The sequence below is a fragment of the Ramlibacter henchirensis genome, assembly GCF_004682015.1.
GTDB lineage: Bacteria > Pseudomonadota > Gammaproteobacteria > Burkholderiales > Burkholderiaceae_C > Ramlibacter > Ramlibacter henchirensis.
On the sequence record NZ_SMLM01000002.1, the window covers coordinates 702,408 to 717,915 of the forward strand.

The following is a 15,508-nucleotide window of genomic DNA, read 5'->3' on the forward strand; positions in this document are numbered from 1 at the left end:
CAATACCTCGTGGTGGGTGGGTCAGTGTTCGGGGAGCAGACGCACGCTTTCCGGCGCCCAGCCGATGCGGCAGTTGCCGGTCGCGTCGAAAACGGGGTTCGTCTCGTCGATTCCGCTCGGCGCGCTCACGGAGAGCTCGAGCCCGGAAGGCAGCTGCACCACGTGCTCGGTGCTGGCGCCCTGGTAAGTGCGCGAACGCCGAACGGCGGTGAACGTGTTGCGCACCTGTGCCGAGCGTTCGCCAATGACGATGTTCTCAGGGCGAAGGCAGAGGATGGCCCGCTCACCGGCCGACCAGCCGGAGGTGTCGCACGCAATCGAGATCCCGGCGTCGGACTGGAACTCCCTGTCGCCAGCGATGCGGCCCCCGAGCAGGTTGGCGCGGCCGAGGAAGTTGGCCACGAACGCATTGGCGGGCTTGCTGTACACCTCTGCGGGCGAGCCGACCTGCGCAACCTTGCCTTCGCTCAGGATCACCAGCCGGTCGGCCAGCGCAAGTGCCTCGGCCTGGTCGTGGGTGACGAATACCGTCGTGAGTCCGAGCGATTGCTGCAGGGTGCGCATCTCGAGGCCCACGCTCTGGCGCAGCTTGGCATCGAGGTTGGAAAGCGGCTCGTCCAGCAGGAAGACGTCGGGCCGCACGATCAGGGCGCGCGCCACCGCCACCCGCTGCTGCTGCCCGCCCGACAGTTCTCGTGGGTACCGTTGCGCAAGGTGCTCCAGTTGCACGAGTCGCAACGCTTCCACCGAACGCCTGTCGATCTCCGCCGGATCCGCGCGGCGCATGCGCAGGCCGAACCCGACGTTCTGCGCCACCGTCATGTGGGGAAAGAGCGCATAGCTCTGGAACACCATCGCGGTGTTCCGCTTGTGCGGCGGCGCCCGCGTCACGTCGCGGCCGTCCACCAGGATGCGACCTGACGTGGGCTCCACGAAACCAGCGATCATTCGCAGGATCGTCGTCTTGCCGCATCCGCTCGGGCCGAGCAAGGCGACGAATTCCGACTGGCCCACTTCCAGCGACACCTTGTCGACTGCGGCGGGCGCGGCGCCATAGCGCTTTTCGAGCGACTGCAAGCTCAATGTGCTCATCACACCACCCTGCTCAATTTGACGTACTTGTCGGTGATCACCAGCAGCGTGGCGATCAGCACCACCTGCAACGTGCTGGCCGCGGCGACGGTGGGATCCATGTTGAATTCCAGGTACTGCATCAGCGCGATCGGGAAGGTGCTCGCCCCGGGGCCCACGAGAAACAGCGATATCTCGAGGTTCTCGAAGGAAATGATGAAGCTGAACAGCACCGCGGCGATCATTCCGGCGCGCAGCTGGGGCAGCGTCACCATGAAGAAGGTGCGCAACGGGGATGCGCCGAGGTTCATCGCAGCTTCCTCGAGCGAGCGATCCAGCCCGGTCAGGTTCGCGGAGATCAGCCGCACAGACCAGGGCAGCGTCAGCAGCGTGTGCGCCAGCGTGAGACCACCGAGCCCCTGCGACAGGTCCAGGCCCGTGTGGTCGGCCATGGACAGGAAGAACAGGTACAGCGCGATGCCCAGCACGATATTCGGCACCATCAGAGGGGATACCAGCAGGGTTTGCAGGAATTGCGTGCCCGGCAACCGGCTGCGCTGGAGCACGAGGCTCGCGGCGGTGCCGATGATCACCCCCGCGCATGCGGCCATGAGGGCCACCTTCGCACTTGTCACCAGCCCGGACACGAAGGCTTCGCGCTTCAGCGCAGCTTCGAACCAGCGCACCGTGTACCCCGGCGGCGGGAAGGTGAGGAAGGTGCTGTCGTAGAACGCAGACCAGGCCACGAACACCACCGGGAGCAGCATCAATCCCATGACGGTGACGTTCACCGTCCCCAGCACCATGCGCCCGATCCGCGGCTTCATTTCGCCAGCGCTCCCGCGGGCACTGCCTCGTTGGCCTTGCGCTGGGCTGCCTGCTCCCTCTGCCGGATCACGTCTTCGCAGACGCGGTCGATATGGCGGCCCAGCAGTCGCTCCGCTTCGTCGATGCGGCCGTCCAGCACCGCGCGCGTGATCGCCAGGTGCTCCTGCCGCGCCGACTCCAGCGTCGAGGTCTGCAGCAGCGGCTGACGTACCACGTAGAGGAAGTCAGTCAGCGTGGAGAGGAACTGCTCCAGCCAGCTGTTCCTTGCCCGCTCCAGGAAGAAGCCGTGGAACGCCCGGTCTGCATCCATGAAGCCGCCAGGCGCGGTGAGCTCGGCCCGTTCCAGCAACTGATGGATCCGCGTCAGTTGCTCCATGTCCTTGGCGCTGAGCCGCTGGCACGCCTCGCGCAGCGCAAGGCACTCCAGGGCACGCCGGACCTGGAAGCAGGCGCGGATGTCGACAGTTGTCGGTTCGATCACCCGCGCACCGCGCCTGCCTTCCAGCTCCACGAGGCCGTCACCGTTCAGGAGACGAAGCGCCTCGCGCACCGGCGTGGCGCTGACGCCCAGCGTCTCCGACACCGCTTGTTCGCTCAGGTGCTCCCCTTGCTTGATCTGCCCGGAAATGATCTGCTGCCGCATCCAGGTGTAGACCTGGTCGCTCAGCGTGTTCTTGGCGATCTCCGGTTTGGGCATCGCAGTGCTCCGCTCAGACCTTGATGCGGGACGGATCGCCGCCACCGAGCACCACCACGGGCTGCTCGATCGGCAGGTGCACCCCGACGGACTGCCGCTTTGCGAGCTGGTAAACGCGCGCGGCCGCGGCCACGTCCCACAGGCCGATACCGTGCGACTTGAACACCGTGATCGCGTCAGCGCTCGTACGCTTCGGCGTGTCGCTGGCGACGACCTGACTCAGTTCGAGCACGTCCTGCCACTTGAGCTTGCCTTCCTTGACGGCAAGCACGAACTCAGCCGCTTCCGCCTTGGACTGCTCGACGTCGTCGACGGCGAGCACGTCGGCGCGCTCCAGGACGCGGCTGTCGGCTTCACGGCAGGTGATCTTCATGGCGCCCACCAGGTTCACGTGGGTGCCGGCGCGCAACCAGTCGCCGAAGAGCACGGGCTCCATGCTCGACGTGATCGTCGTCACGATGTCGGCTTCGCGAACGGCATCGCGCGCGGTGGGCGCGGGTTCCACCGGGATCCCCAGCTTGCGCGTCATCTTTTCGCAGAACGCGACGACGTTGGCGGGCGTCCGGCTCCACGCGTAGACCCGCTCGATCGGGCGGGCGGCGCAGACGGCTTCCAGCTGTGTCGGCGCGTGGTGCCCGGTGCCCAGGATCGCAGCGACCTTGCTGTTCGCACGGCTCATGTACTTTGTCGCGATCGCGGTCGCGGCGCCGGTGCGGATGCGACTGATGTTCTCGGACTCCATCAGCGACTGCAGTTCACCGGTCTCCGCAAACAGCATCAACCAGAACCGGGCGCCTTCCGGACCGACGGTGTACGTCTTGAATCCCATGCTGCCGATGCTGGGGATCGCAGCAGGCAGGACCGAGACGGAGCCCTTGCCGCCCTTGACGATGGTGCGCGGTTTGTTGAACGCCAACCCGAGACCCTGCTCCCTGATGGGCTGCTCCAGCGCGTCGATGGCCTCTTTCAGCGACAACAGCTCGTCAACCTGCTTCTCGTTCAAAAACAACGCCATGCTCTCTCCTTGTCTATTTTCAATATTCTATAGACTATTGCGCGGCGGTCAAGCGAAAAGTTCGGCGGGTCAAGTGCGGCTCGCAATCCGCCGGTGTCGCTGGGGCGCGGAAGGGTTCGGCGAACGTGGGCCGCTTTTGTTGAGCCCCGGACCTTCACGCTCCCATCCAGCCAGGGGGTGACGGCGTTCTCGAGCTAACTGAACGCCGGAGCGAGGCCATCCCAGCAGAGATACTTCGTCTCGAGGAACTCCTCGATGCCGTAGTGAGAGCCTTCGCGTCCCAACCCGCTCTGCTTCACGCCGCCGAATGGGGCAACTTCGTTGGAGATCAGTCCGCAGTTGATGCCGATCATCCCGGACTCGATGGCAGAAGACGCGCGCCAGATGCGCGCGGCGTCGCGGCTGTACAAGTAGGCAGCGAGACCAAACTCCGTCGCGTTGGCGACCGCGAAGGCATCCTCGTCGCGCTCGAACCGGAACAGGGGCGCTACGGGCCCGAAGGTTTCCTCCCGGGCCACCGCCATGTGCGTGGTGGCGCCGGCGATCACCGTGGGCTCGAAGAACCGGCCACCCAAGGCGTGGCGCTTGCCGCCGTGCAGCACAGTGGCCCCTGCGGCCCTGGCATCGGCGATGTGCTGCTCCACCTTGGCGACCGCCGCGTCGTCGACGAGCGGCCCCAGCTGCACGCCCGGTTCGAGGCCGTTGCCGACGCGCAGCTTCGCCACTCGCTCCACGAGCTTGGCGGCGAAGACGTCGTAGACGCCCGCCTGGACCAGCACGCGATTGGCACTGATGCAGGCCTGCCCGGTGTTGCGGAACTTGGCGGCCACCACGCCGTCGGCGGCTGCGTCCAGGTCCGCATCGTCGAAGATGATGAAGGGCGCATTGCCCCCCAGCTCCATGGAACACTTCTTGATCGTTGCTGCGGCCTGGGCCAGCAGCACGCGGCCCACTTCGGTGGACCCGGTGAAGGTGATCTTGCGCACCAGCGGATGCGTCGTGAGCTGGTTGCCGATCGCGCGTGTGTCGTTGCCCGTCACGACGTTGAAGACGCCGGGGGGCACGCCCGCTCGACGGGCGAGTTCCGCCAGTGCCAGCGCGGTCAGCGGCGTCTGGCTCGCAGGCTTCACCACCATGCTGCAACCCGCCGCCAGTGCCGGGCCTGCCTTGCGCGTGATCATGGCCGCAGGGAAGTTCCAGGGCGTGATGGCGGCGCAGACACCGATCGGCTCCTTCAGCACCACGATGCGCGCCGTGTCGCGCGGAGCGGGAATGACGTCGCCGCGCACGCGCTTGGCTTCCTCCGCGAACCATTGCACGAAGGAAGCCGCATAGTCGATCTCCACCTTTGCTTCGGCCACCGGCTTGCCCTCTTCCAGCGTGATCACCGTCGCCAGATCGTCGCGATGCTGGATCATCAGTTCGTACCAGCGCTGCAGCACCTGGGAACGGTGCTTGGCCGTGGTCTGGCGCCAAACCAGGAAAGCCTTGTGCGCGACCTCGATCGCGTTCGCGGTTTCAGCTTCCTTGAAGCGCGGCAGGTCGACAAGGTGCGTATCGTCGGCCGGATTGCGGAGGGTGTATGTGCCGTGCGGCGAGGCTGAAATCCACTCTCCGCCAACGAACGCGGCGGCGCGGAACAGCTCGGGATCGCTGAGGAGGTGTTTCATCGTGTGCGCGACCACGTGCTGCATCAGCCGATGCGCTTCGGTTCAAACCAGATAGGGAGAGGCTCGGCCGATCCGGCGGACCGGGCGAGGTCGAGGATCATTCCCGCGACGACCACGTCCTGCAGGCCGGAGCCCACCGACTTGTACATGGCGAGCCCGCCGGCGCGGCCCACCTTGCCGGACATCAGGTCGTTGAGGCTGAAGCACTTCGCGCCGGGGTCCACACCGTCTTGCCGCGCGGCAAGCATGTCGCCGGATTCCTCCAGCACTTCCTCGACGTTGTCGCAGACGATGAGGCCCGCGCGCGCCACCACACTGCTGTCGACTTCCCGTTGGTCGGGGAGGGTCGATCCGATCGACACGACGGTAGCGTGGGCTTTCAGCCATGCACCCTGCAGGATCGGCTTTTCCCCGTAGGAACGCGCTGCCGCCAGCGCGATGTCGGCTCCGCCGACTGCCTCGGCGGGAGAATCGACCGCGCGCACGTTGACTCCCAACTGTGTTCGCATCTCCTGCGCAAACGCGGCGCGCTTGGCCGGCGTCGGGCTGTAGACCGTGATCTCGTTGAGCTCGCGCACCGAGGCAATCGCCAGCGTGTGCATGCGGGCCTCAAGGCCGCTGCCCAGCACTGCAAGGCGGGCAGCTCCCGGCGGTGCCATCCGGTCCAGGGCGGCCGCGGACGTCGCCGCAGTGCGATAGGCGGTGACCAGATTCCCGTCCAGGATCGCAGCGAGCGATCCTGTCGTGGCGTCGAAGAGGACGACCACGTATTCGAGCTGCCGACCAGCAGGCCCGAACGCCATGCCCATCAACTTGGCGCCGTAGTAACGCGATCCCGGCGGCACTGCGGTCATCGTCCGAAGCGAAGCGCGCTCCGCCTGCCCTGCGGCGATCGTGCGCCGGGGAACGGCAAGGGGCCCTTGCGTGCGTGCGTAGGTCTCCTGCAGGGCCCGGATCGCGGGCAGCCACTGGAAGACGGCGGCCGCCGTTTCGCAAGAGACGAACCGGGGCGCGTCGGCTGCGGATGTCGTGGGCGGATTCAGGTGTGAGGAGCTCATTCGAATTTCAGCCTGGCTTCGTTGATGACGCGTCGGTAAAGGTCGGTGTCGTGGCGCACCTGATCGGTCAGTGCAGTCGGTGGCCCGGACGTGGGGACCATCCCGAGTTCCCGGAAACGCGCTTTCAGCCCGTCGTTCTGCAAAGCGACACTCAGCGCCTGGTTCAGGCGGTCGATCACGGGCTGCGGCGTGCCCAGAGGTGCGAACAGGCCCAGCCAGGAGTTCGTCTCCATGCCTTTCAGGCCCGCCTCGGCGACGGTGGGGATGTCGGGCATGCGCGGGTCCCGCTGTGTGCCCGAAACGGCAAGGATCTTCACCTTTCCGGTCCTGGCGAGCTCGAACGCGGTCGCGTCGAAAGTCAGGTCTACCCGACCCGCCGCGACCTCGAGAAGCGCGGCGGACGTCGACCGATAAGGAATGTGGACGAGGTGAGTGCGGGTCAGGGACTTGAAAAGTTCGCCGCCCAGGTGCGCGCCACTGCCCGGCCCGGCGCTGCCATAACTCAGCTTGCCTGGATTCTTCCTGGCGTACTCGACGAACTCGCGCAGCGTTTTCACCGGCAGCGACGCGTTGACGACGATCGCGATCGGGTACACGGATGCGATGCCAACCGGTGCGGCCGCCGTGAGCGCGTCGTACTTCACCGACGGATCCACCAGCGGAAGGATGCTGTAGGCGATGTTGGTGAGCAGCACCGTGTTGCCATCCGGCTTCGCTGCGAAAACGGCGGATGTCCCGATCCGGGTCCCTCCCCCGGGCCGGTTCTCCACGATCACCGGTTGCCCCAAGACATTCCCGAGTTGTTCGCAGATGACGCGGGCTCCGATGTCGGTGATGCCGCCCGCCGCATAGGGCACGACCACGCGCAGCACGTCGGCGGCGCGCGTGGAGGAAAGCAGGAAGCAGCCTACGCCGCCAAGAAATGCACGACGAGCGAGAAGTGTCATGCTGTTGACTCCGGTTCCCGTGCGGCGATCAGCAGGGATGACGCCCGACCATGAACGCCTGATCCGGATCGGTGGTCACGGGAAGCTCGGATGCCACCAGCCCCTGCCGAAGCATCTTCATGAAGCGATCGGGAATGCGCATGGCCGGCGCACGCAGCGGACCGCCGTTGAAGCCGGCCAGCCAGTCCTGGTACTTCCACATGGTGCGGTTCAGGACGTTGGTGCCGGCGATGTAGGCCTGCGTGGCCGCCCCGTTGGCACCGCGTGCCGGATTGACCTTCCAGTACATCTGCATGGCCTTCTCCCACTCCCCCTTGCGGGCGAGTTCGAAGGCACGCGGGTAGTAGTGGCTCATCCACTGCGTGTTGCTGGTGCCGGAGAACTGCATCTTCATCACGCTCATGAGCGGGATGGCGTCGCCTTCGATGGGGCAGCTGATGACCACTTCGTCCCGGAAGTGGTGGTACATCTCGCAGATGCCGGCCGGAAGCGGGAAGCCCTGCTCGGACTTGATCGCGACGATGTTCGGGCAGGCGTCGAGCAGCCGCCGCACGAGCGGCACCGGCATGCCCGCGGGGTGAATGCGCTCGAAGCCCCACGCGGGCAGCGGGAAGAGCATCACCGCCAGGTTGGTTGCATCACAGAGCTGCTTCGTGTAGTCATACACCTGCTGCTCCGTCGTCGGCCAGAACTGCGCGGGGTACGACAGCAGGACCATGGTGGCGCCGGCCGCTTCCGCCAGCTTCACCGCCTCGATGTTCTCCGCCAGCGTGTTGAAGGCGGCGTGGAAGAAGAGGCCGAATCCCGCGCCGGCGGTGTCGGCCGCCCACGCGGTGAACTGCGCGTTCTCCTCGGGCGTGATCGCCACTTCCGCGCACAAAAGCGTGTGCTTGAATCCGAGCTCCTTGGCCATCGCCACGTCATGGCGGATGCCGCGCTCGTTCAACCGCTTGAGGTCGGCCGAGTAGCTGGGGATCGTCACGGCCGAGCAGCCGATCAGGTTTTCACGGGCCCAGGCCCGGGCATCTGCGCGCTTGTAAGGAAGCATGGTGGTATGGAGTCTCTGGTGAAGGGCGCCGCATGCAGGCAGCCGCGGCGGGGACCGGGAACACTGTAGGTTTCCCGCCCTGACGCAGCGAGAGGGCGAGCGCGATAGCAGCTATGCGCTCAGGCGAAACCGCGAGTTGTGCCATCGCCTTGCGCAAGGATGGCGGGTGCGATGGAAAGCAGGAGCGCGCGGATCTCGCGCGTCGCCAGCGTGTGCGGCCGATGGCGTGCGACGGCGAGCACGATGGCTCGCGCAAGCACCGGCTCCACGATCTTCACCGCGACGAGCCGGTTGCGGTCGTACGCAGCGATGGACTCGGCGGTGATCGCATAACCGGCGGCGGACGCCGCGATCTCATGCTGCAAGCGGATGGAATTCGCCTCCGCCGCAATCCGCAGGCTCAGCCCGTGCTTGCGCGCGAGCAGAGCCAGGCGCTCGCGCAACGGGTGAGGTTCGCCGGGGAGAACCAGCGGCAGGCCCCCGACTTCCTCGAAGCGGATCTCATGGCGACGTGCCAGCGGGTCGCTGCTTGCCACAACGAGGCACAGCGCCCCCTCCACCAGCACCGGTTCATCGGGTGCGGCCTGGCCGCCGTCGCGCAGCAGCAGCGAGAGATCGAGGCGACCCTGATCCAGCAACTCCTGCAACTGCGAACTTGAACCCTCCGTCAGGTGCAGCCGCACGCGCGGATATTCCTTCAGTACACGCTGGTACAGGGCTCCCGCGAGCGCGGGCACGGTAGATGGCAGGAGTCCGAGGCGTACGTCGCCCACGGGCACTCCGCGGCTCGCGCGCATCTCGTCGGCAAGGCTCTGCGTCTCGGCGATCAGCTGCTTGATGCGGGGATACAGCTGCTGCCCGAGTTCCGTCAGGACAACGCCGCGGCCCGTCCGGCGAAACAGGGGGGAGCCCACGTCACCTTCGATGAGCGAGATGTGCCTGCTGACGACCGACTGCGGCACATCCGCGGCGAGGGCTGCACGCGAGATGGAACCCAACTCCGCCACTTTGACGAAGTGGTGCCAGCCGGCGTCGATGATGGGCTTCACGGGCGCGATTGTGGCCCCATGAAGCCGCGAGACACCCACGCCTACATGGGCTGGCCCAGGTACTGGTAAGTCTGCAGCAGGAGTGCGGCGGACCGCTGCGGGTTGGACACCTCTTCCTGCTCGTACTTGCACAGCTGCAGCGACGCGTCCCATATCGTCTTCACCCGCTCGAAGCGCCGCTTCGAGTAGGCCGCCAGTGCGTCCTGCACACTGGCCTGCTCCTTCACGCAGCGCGCGAGCACCACGGCATCTTCGATCGCCATGCCGCCGCCGGATGTCATCTGCGGCGTGGGTGAATGCGCGGAATCGCCCAGGAGCACGACGCGCCCGCGATGCCACGGTGCCGGCACGAGCGTGATGTCGAACGGACGCACCAGCACCTGCTGCGGCCTCGTGACCTGCGCCAGTGCATCCTGGACGACCGGCGCGGAAAAGGCGGATAGCCGCTCGCGCACGAGGATGTGCAATTGGTCGTCCGGCCAATGCAGGTGCTGGGCACTGTTTTCCAGGAAGAACAGGTAGCAGGTTTCCTTCGAGGTCGGCAGCGCGCCGACGACGCGCTTTCCGTCGGGAGATCGATAGAGGCAGAAGCCGTCGACCTCCGGGGGGCGAGGCGCATTGAAGCGCCATGCACTCTGCCCGGCGAACCAGACCCGGTGCTCCGGGCCGAAGAACTGCTCGCGCAGCTTCGAGTAGGCACCGTCTGCGGCGACGACCAGGTCGTAGGCCGCCTCACGTCCGTCCGAAAAGGTGACTTCCACCCGATCGCCCCGGTCCGTGACGGCGCTCGCCGAGAGGCCGCGTTCCATCTTCGCTCCAGCCTGGCTCGCCGCGGTCTCGAGGATTCGCGCAAGCTCCGGACGACGAATCCCGATGCCGGGCGGAGTCGGGTTCGACATGAGCGGCCGCCCCGTCGCGTCATACTGCTTGAACACCTCGAACCGCAGGCCGCTGTCGAGGCAGGGCTCAGCCAGGCCGATCTCGGACAACGCGCGCATCGTGTTGTGCAGCAGGCAGATTCCCGAGCCCACGGTGGAGCGGACCGGCTGGATGTCGATGCAATGCGTTTCCAGGCCGGCCTTGGCAAGCGTGTAGGCCGCAGTCGCACCGCCGATGCCGCTGCCCACCACGAGCACCCGGTTCACTCTGGTCATGATTCGTCTCCTTTTCCGTCACTCTTTGCCTGGTGTACTCACGCCGCCTTTGCGCCGATGGGTACGGGCCGGCCGCGCAGCTGCAGGTAGAAGCAGAACGCCACCACGTCGATGGCCAGGGCTGCCCAGCCGATGGCGCCGTATCCGAAGAACTTGACCAGCGTGCCGCCGAGGATGGGTCCGACCGCCGCGCCGATCATCATCATGGCGGGCGTCGCCGAGACGGCTCTCCCGGACGGATCCAGCCTGGCCAGCAGGCCGAAGGTGAAGATGTGCGTGAAGATCACCGCGGACACGAAGACCGCGCCGGCCGCCGCATAGGCGGGGAACGCCGTGCTCGACACGAGCGCAAGGGCCAAGGCGGCCTGGGCCGTTGCGCCGGCGAGCACCACGTTGCGAGCGTCGAGCCGGTGCTGCAGGAAAGCCGCGATGGCACCGGGAGCAAGGTTCACCACGCCGACCACGATCAGCAGGATGTGGAGGTCGGGCGCGGTGAACCCGCGGTCGGCCCCCATGCGCTCCAGGAAGCTGAACACCATCGCCTGGGTGACGTTCATCAGGCTGATGCCCGCCATGGCGCACCACGCTGCTTTCGGCAAAGGCCCCGCGGCGGGAGCTCGCACGTGAGGCTCGGTCGGTGCCCGCCGGGCGTTCGGAAACGCCAGCGCCGTGATCACGCACGCCACCAGCATGATTGCGCCGAAGACTGCGAAGAGTCCGGGACCGCCGACGGCGGCAATGACCTGGGGCGCCGCCACCATGTACGCGATGCCGAAAACACCGATCGCGACTTGCATGAAGCCGAAAAGCCGGTGCGGGTTGCTCGTGAGGGCAACGGTGCCGTGCGTGATGCTCAGCCCGACTCCGGTCGCCAGGCCGCCCAGCGCATGAAGCAGCGCGAGCGTTCCGAACTGGTCGGTCCGCGTGCACGCGACGAAGGCAGCACACGCTGCGGCGTAAGCCATGGGAACGATCCAGCGTCCCTGCAGGCGGTGGAATCGCGGCGCGAGCACGAGGCTGGCCGTCACCGCGCCGAGAAGGAACAGCGTGGCAAGTGCGCCCGCCTGCTGTGGGTCGAAGCCGAAGCGCGCGATCAGCGTACCCACCCAGACAGGCAGTGCGACGATGTCCACCATCCCGGCGCAGTGCGCCGCCATGAGGGCGATCCGCGAGCGCAGGTTCTCCGTCGAAGTCATTGCAGTCTCCTTGACAAAAGCTGTCGTCAGTTGGAAGCGTTCGGGAAAATCGCCCAGAGGGCGCCGCGCGGGTCGCGCTCGACCGGCACGGGGGTCAGCGCCTGCCCGAGACAGGGCCCGCTCGTGCAGACCCCCGTGTCGATGTTGAAAACCGCGCCGTGCCCGTAGCAGACGATGGACTGGCGGTCCGCGCTCAAGTAAGCGTCCTTGCGCCAGGCCAGCGGCGCACCGGGCACGTGCGGGCAGGAGTCCAGCCATCCTTCGACGCGGTCGCCGCGACGGACAACGAACATCCGGTGGCCGGAAACGGCTGCGGGTTCAAACCCGCGCGCCGACCCGTCCGGGAGGTCGTCAGCGCTGCAGAGGTAGGTTCGCACTTGCGCGTCTTCAATGCGCTTCGCCCGCAGGAGGCGGACCACCCGGAGCCCACTTCTCGCGGTGCTGGAACAGGAAGATCTGGGATTCATCCACCTGCATCGGCGCCTCGCGAGCCACCCAGCTGTCGTCGTGCAGGTCCATGTCCGCGTCGTATTCCACCCGGCATCCCACCGGGCTGTTGAAGTACCAGAACCAGTTGGATCCGAACTTGTGCCGTCCCGGGCCCCAGAAGGACTGGTAGCCCTTTGCGGCGAACCGGTAGCCGCACTGCAGCACGGCGGTCGGCCCCGAGACGTGGAAGGTGAAGTGCTCCACGCCCTTCATGAAGGGGGGCGTCTGGATCAGGAACAGGGTGTGGTGGTCCAGCGTTCCGGCGGGCCGCAGGAAGGACCCTGCGCCGGTGAACCGGTCGGTACAGCGGAAGCCGAGCCGGTCCATGTAGAACTTGGACGCCCGCTCTTGATCGGGCACGAAGTACACGACATGCGAAAGCGTCAGCGGCCGGAACTCCGCGTTCGCACTCGCCCCCAGCATGTTGGGTCCGCGCCCGGGTTTGTTGCCGGGCGTGTTGACGGCTTCGCCAGGCACATCGATCTTGCGCCGCACCGAAACCTGGAACCCGAGAACGAAGCCCATGTCGTCGCACGCTTCGATCGAGCCGTCGGGCAGCCGCTTGACCTCGCGGTCGCGGCCGAGCTCGACCGCGATGGCGTCGAGCGTCCGACGGTCCGCGACGCCGTAGATCGTCTTGCGCAGCATCGTGCCGGTTTCCATCGGGGGCGGCAGTGAAGGATCGTCCCGCCGCGCGATCACGATGGACGTGCCGTCGACGGCCTCGAAGCGCCCACCCGTTTCGCTGACGCCCACCGGCGCCAGCCCGAAATCGGTGAAGTACTGGACGCAGGCGGGGACATCGTCCACACCGAAGACCAGGGAGTCAGGCCCCAGGATGTTCATGCTCGCTCCTTCGCGAGAGTCAAACGCGCCGATATACTATACGCTCCGTCTCGTTTCTCTTTTAGGTGGAAACCCTTGATGACCTGGCGGGCCGCCTGCCGCGAGCAGCAGGGGTAATCCCGATCTATCCAGAACGGCGCGTATTTGTATTCTGGGGAGATCACCTTCTGTGCGCTGCGCGGCAGCGCTATCCCTACGGAGACCGACCATGGAAATCTCGAGAAGACAGGCGCTGGGCGCCGGCGCGGGCATGCTGATGACCGCCGTTGCCGGCAAAGCCCTGGCGCAGGACTATCCCAACAAGCCAGTGCGCATCATCGTCGCGAACCCGCCCGGATCAGGACTCGACGCGGATACGCGCTTCTGGGCCGCCGGACTGACGGCCGCACTCGGGCAGTCGGTGTTCGTCGAAAACCGACCGGGCGGCGCGACGACGATCGGCACGGCGCTCGCCGCCAAGGCGTCTCCCGATGGCTACACGTTGCTGATGGGCATCCCCAGTTCGCTGTGCTACATGTCGGAGCTCTACACGAAGCTGCCGTACAAGCCCACCGACTTCGACCCGATCAGTCAACTCACCACCTTGCGAGCCACGGTCGTCGCACACCCCAGCCTGCCGGCTTCCACCGCCTCCGAGTTGGTCGCGCTGGCCAAGTCCAAGCCCGGGGCCATCAACGCAGGAACAGTCGGAGTCGGCACCTTCCAGCACCTGCTTGGTGAATGGTTCGGTGCGCTCACCGGGACGACCTACAAATTCGTCCCCTACAACACCACCAGCCCTTACGCGGCGCTCCTCGCCGGCGAAACACAAGTCCAGTTCGACGCCCTCGCGGCTTCCATGAGCAATGTCCGCGCGGGCAAGCTGAAGGCGCTCGCCGTCACGGGCAAGACCCGCCATCCGCTCCTGCCGAACGTTCCGACGTTCGAGGAGCTCGGCATCAGGGACTATGACGCCTCGACCTGGTTCGGGCTTCTTGCTCCCGCGGGCACGCCGAAACCGGTGCTCGACAAGCTGGCTTCCGCGTGCGCGACCGTCGCCCGGAAGCCCGAGGTCGCGCAGCGATACCACGAGTACGGTGGCGAGCCGGTCGGCAGCACGCCGGCCGAGTTCGCCGCCTACATCCGCGCCGAACGCGACAAGTGGATTCCAGTGGTCAAGCGCTCCGGGATCAAACTCGAGCTCTGAAGCTCGCCGCGAGGGCTTGCGCCACGAGACGCCGATGGCGCTTGACTGATTACGAGTCGTGTCGTATCGTTATCCGGAACGCCGCCCTTCACGGCGGGGCATTTCGGAGAAACGCATGTTCATCAAGAACACCTGGTACGTCATCGCCTGGGACAAGGAAGTGACGGGCGACGGCCTCTTCTCGCGCACCGTCATCGGCGTGCCGGTCCTCATGTACCGGACGGAGGACGGCAAGCTGGTCGCCATGGAAGACCGCTGCTGCCACCGCGGGGCGCCGCTCTCGATCGGCAAGCGCGACGGCGACTGCGTGCGCTGCATGTATCACGGCCTGAAATTCGACGCGACCGGCCAATGCGTGGAGGCCCCGGCGCAGCCCCGGATCCCGCCGCAGGCGAAGGTGCGAACCTTCCCCGTGGTGCAGCAGCATCGATGGATCTGGATCTGGATGGGCGATCCCGCGAAGGCGGACGCCGGCCTGATCCCGCAGACACCGTGGCTGGACCACCCGGACTGGCGCAGCCTGGACGGGTACATCCACTACGACGTCAACTACCTGCTGATCTGCGACAACCTGCTGGATTTCTCGCACCTGCCGTTCGTCCACCCCACCACGCTGGGGGGCGGCACTGACTACGCTTCCTTTCCTCCCAAGGTGGAACGGCTGGACAACGGCGTGCGCGTCACACGTTGGGCGCTCGATACCGAGCCCCCTGCTTTCGTCAAGGCGGTCAGAAAGGAATGGGTCGGCAAGAAGGTGGACCGCTGGAACATCTACAACTTCACGCTTCCTGCCGTCCTGATCATGGACTCGGGAAATGCGCCTGCGGGAACGGGCGCGCCAGAGGGCCGCCGCGTCGATGCGGTGGAATTCAGGGGCTGCCAGGCGATCACGCCCGAGACCGGGAACTCCACTCACTACTTTTTCGCGCAGCCCCACAACTTCTCGATCGACAACCCGGAAGTGACCAAGTCCATCCATCAGAACATCGTGAAGGCCTTCGAGGAGGACCGCGCGATCATCACGGCGCAGCAGAAGAATCTCGCCATCGATCCCGAATTCAAGATGGTGCCGTTCGCGATGGATGCCGCGCTGTCGCAGTTCCGATGGGCGGTTACGCGGCGATTGGAGCAGGAGGCCGCTGAAGCCGCAGCGGCCCGCGTGCCGCAACCCGTCACTCTGCACCGCGAGCCCATCTGAGCATGCGCGACGTGGTGGTATCCCGCCTCACGCACGAGGCAGAGGGTGTGATCGGG

At 66.4% G+C, this 15,508-nt stretch carries 15 protein-coding genes; 2 read left to right on the plus strand and 13 right to left on the minus strand.

Features of this window, described 5'->3' with window-relative positions; translation table 11 throughout:
* Positions 1-21: 21 nt before the first annotated feature.
* The 13 genes from EZ313_RS16110 to EZ313_RS16170 form a co-directional block, all read right to left on the minus strand.
* Positions 22-1,092 (minus strand): ABC transporter ATP-binding protein, encoded by a 1,071-nt coding sequence (locus EZ313_RS16110; RefSeq protein ID WP_135264293.1) that lies wholly within the window; start codon positions 1,090-1,092, stop codon positions 22-24.
* Positions 1,092-1,898: an ABC transporter permease gene (locus EZ313_RS16115; protein ID WP_135264294.1), complete on the minus strand. Its 807-nt coding sequence runs from the start codon at positions 1,896-1,898 to the stop codon at positions 1,092-1,094. Before EZ313_RS16115 ends, EZ313_RS16110 begins: the two co-directional genes overlap by 1 nt.
* The gene (locus EZ313_RS16120; protein ID WP_135264295.1) at positions 1,895-2,596 is read right to left on the minus strand and encodes a GntR family transcriptional regulator; all 702 of its coding nucleotides are present in this window, start codon (positions 2,594-2,596) and stop codon (positions 1,895-1,897) included. The genes EZ313_RS16115 and EZ313_RS16120 overlap by 4 nt, the downstream gene beginning before the upstream one ends.
* A 13-nt stretch (positions 2,597-2,609) precedes the next feature.
* On the minus strand, positions 2,610-3,611 hold the full coding sequence (locus tag EZ313_RS16125; RefSeq protein WP_135264296.1) for an ornithine cyclodeaminase family protein: 1,002 nt from the start codon (positions 3,609-3,611) through the stop codon (positions 2,610-2,612).
* A 194-nt stretch (positions 3,612-3,805) separates the two neighbouring features.
* On the minus strand, positions 3,806-5,281 hold the full coding sequence (locus tag EZ313_RS16130) for an NAD-dependent succinate-semialdehyde dehydrogenase (protein WP_135264297.1): 1,476 nt from the start codon (positions 5,279-5,281) through the stop codon (positions 3,806-3,808).
* A 23-nt stretch (positions 5,282-5,304) separates the two neighbouring features.
* Positions 5,305-6,339 (minus strand): ornithine cyclodeaminase family protein, encoded by a 1,035-nt coding sequence (locus EZ313_RS16135; protein ID WP_135264298.1) that lies wholly within the window; start codon positions 6,337-6,339, stop codon positions 5,305-5,307.
* A complete protein-coding gene (locus EZ313_RS16140) occupies positions 6,336-7,286 on the minus strand; it encodes a Bug family tripartite tricarboxylate transporter substrate binding protein (RefSeq protein ID WP_135264299.1) in 951 nt (316 codons plus the stop codon). The genes EZ313_RS16135 and EZ313_RS16140 overlap by 4 nt, the downstream gene beginning before the upstream one ends.
* Before the next feature lie 28 nt (positions 7,287-7,314).
* The gene (locus tag EZ313_RS16145; RefSeq protein ID WP_135264300.1) at positions 7,315-8,334 is read right to left on the minus strand and encodes a dihydrodipicolinate synthase family protein; all 1,020 of its coding nucleotides are present in this window, start codon (positions 8,332-8,334) and stop codon (positions 7,315-7,317) included.
* Positions 8,335-8,453: 119 nt separating this feature from the next.
* Positions 8,454-9,383, minus strand: coding sequence for a LysR family transcriptional regulator (locus tag EZ313_RS16150; RefSeq protein WP_240788668.1), 930 nt, complete (start codon positions 9,381-9,383; stop codon positions 8,454-8,456).
* A 41-nt stretch (positions 9,384-9,424) separates the two neighbouring features.
* Positions 9,425-10,537 (minus strand): FAD-dependent monooxygenase, encoded by a 1,113-nt coding sequence (locus EZ313_RS16155; protein ID WP_135264302.1) that lies wholly within the window; start codon positions 10,535-10,537, stop codon positions 9,425-9,427.
* 38 nt (positions 10,538-10,575) lie between these two features.
* The gene (locus EZ313_RS16160) at positions 10,576-11,733 is read right to left on the minus strand and encodes an MFS transporter (protein WP_135264303.1); all 1,158 of its coding nucleotides are present in this window, start codon (positions 11,731-11,733) and stop codon (positions 10,576-10,578) included.
* Between the two features lie 26 nt (positions 11,734-11,759).
* A complete protein-coding gene (locus EZ313_RS16165) occupies positions 11,760-12,200 on the minus strand; it encodes a Rieske (2Fe-2S) protein (protein ID WP_135264304.1) in 441 nt (146 codons plus the stop codon).
* On the minus strand, positions 12,121-13,068 hold the full coding sequence (locus tag EZ313_RS16170; protein ID WP_135264305.1) for a VOC family protein: 948 nt from the start codon (positions 13,066-13,068) through the stop codon (positions 12,121-12,123). Before EZ313_RS16170 ends, EZ313_RS16165 begins: the two co-directional genes overlap by 80 nt.
* A 208-nt stretch (positions 13,069-13,276) precedes the next feature.
* Here EZ313_RS16170 and EZ313_RS16175 point away from each other — a divergent pair, with 208 nt between their 5' ends.
* Complete coding sequence (locus EZ313_RS16175) at positions 13,277-14,254, plus strand: Bug family tripartite tricarboxylate transporter substrate binding protein (protein ID WP_135264306.1); 978 nt, start codon at positions 13,277-13,279, stop codon at positions 14,252-14,254.
* A gap of 115 nt (positions 14,255-14,369) precedes the next feature.
* Positions 14,370-15,452, plus strand: a complete 1,083-nt coding sequence (locus tag EZ313_RS16180; protein WP_135264307.1) for an aromatic ring-hydroxylating dioxygenase subunit alpha — start codon at positions 14,370-14,372, stop codon at positions 15,450-15,452.
* Positions 15,453-15,508 lie beyond the last annotated feature (56 nt).

Coding starts and splice junctions, on each gene's coding strand:
- EZ313_RS16110 (WP_135264293.1), bottom strand. CDS start 1,092: ATGAGCACATTGAGCTTGCAGTCGCTCGAAAAGCGCTATGGCGCCGCG.
- EZ313_RS16115 (WP_135264294.1), bottom strand. CDS start 1,898: ATGAAGCCGCGGATCGGGCGCATGGTGCTGGGGACGGTGAACGTCACC.
- EZ313_RS16120 (WP_135264295.1), bottom strand. CDS start 2,596: ATGCCCAAACCGGAGATCGCCAAGAACACGCTGAGCGACCAGGTCTAC.
- EZ313_RS16125 (WP_135264296.1), bottom strand. CDS start 3,611: ATGGCGTTGTTTTTGAACGAGAAGCAGGTTGACGAGCTGTTGTCGCTG.
- EZ313_RS16130 (WP_135264297.1), bottom strand. CDS start 5,281: ATGAAACACCTCCTCAGCGATCCCGAGCTGTTCCGCGCCGCCGCGTTC.
- EZ313_RS16135 (WP_135264298.1), bottom strand. CDS start 6,339: ATGAGCTCCTCACACCTGAATCCGCCCACGACATCCGCAGCCGACGCG.
- EZ313_RS16140 (WP_135264299.1), bottom strand. CDS start 7,286: ATGACACTTCTCGCTCGTCGTGCATTTCTTGGCGGCGTAGGCTGCTTC.
- EZ313_RS16145 (WP_135264300.1), bottom strand. CDS start 8,334: ATGCTTCCTTACAAGCGCGCAGATGCCCGGGCCTGGGCCCGTGAAAAC.
- EZ313_RS16155 (WP_135264302.1), bottom strand. CDS start 10,537: ATGACCAGAGTGAACCGGGTGCTCGTGGTGGGCAGCGGCATCGGCGGT.
- EZ313_RS16160 (WP_135264303.1), bottom strand. CDS start 11,733: ATGACTTCGACGGAGAACCTGCGCTCGCGGATCGCCCTCATGGCGGCG.
- EZ313_RS16165 (WP_135264304.1), bottom strand. CDS start 12,200: ATGAATCCCAGATCTTCCTGTTCCAGCACCGCGAGAAGTGGGCTCCGG.
- EZ313_RS16170 (WP_135264305.1), bottom strand. CDS start 13,068: ATGAACATCCTGGGGCCTGACTCCCTGGTCTTCGGTGTGGACGATGTC.
- EZ313_RS16175 (WP_135264306.1), top strand. CDS start 13,277: ATGGAAATCTCGAGAAGACAGGCGCTGGGCGCCGGCGCGGGCATGCTG.
- EZ313_RS16180 (WP_135264307.1), top strand. CDS start 14,370: ATGTTCATCAAGAACACCTGGTACGTCATCGCCTGGGACAAGGAAGTG.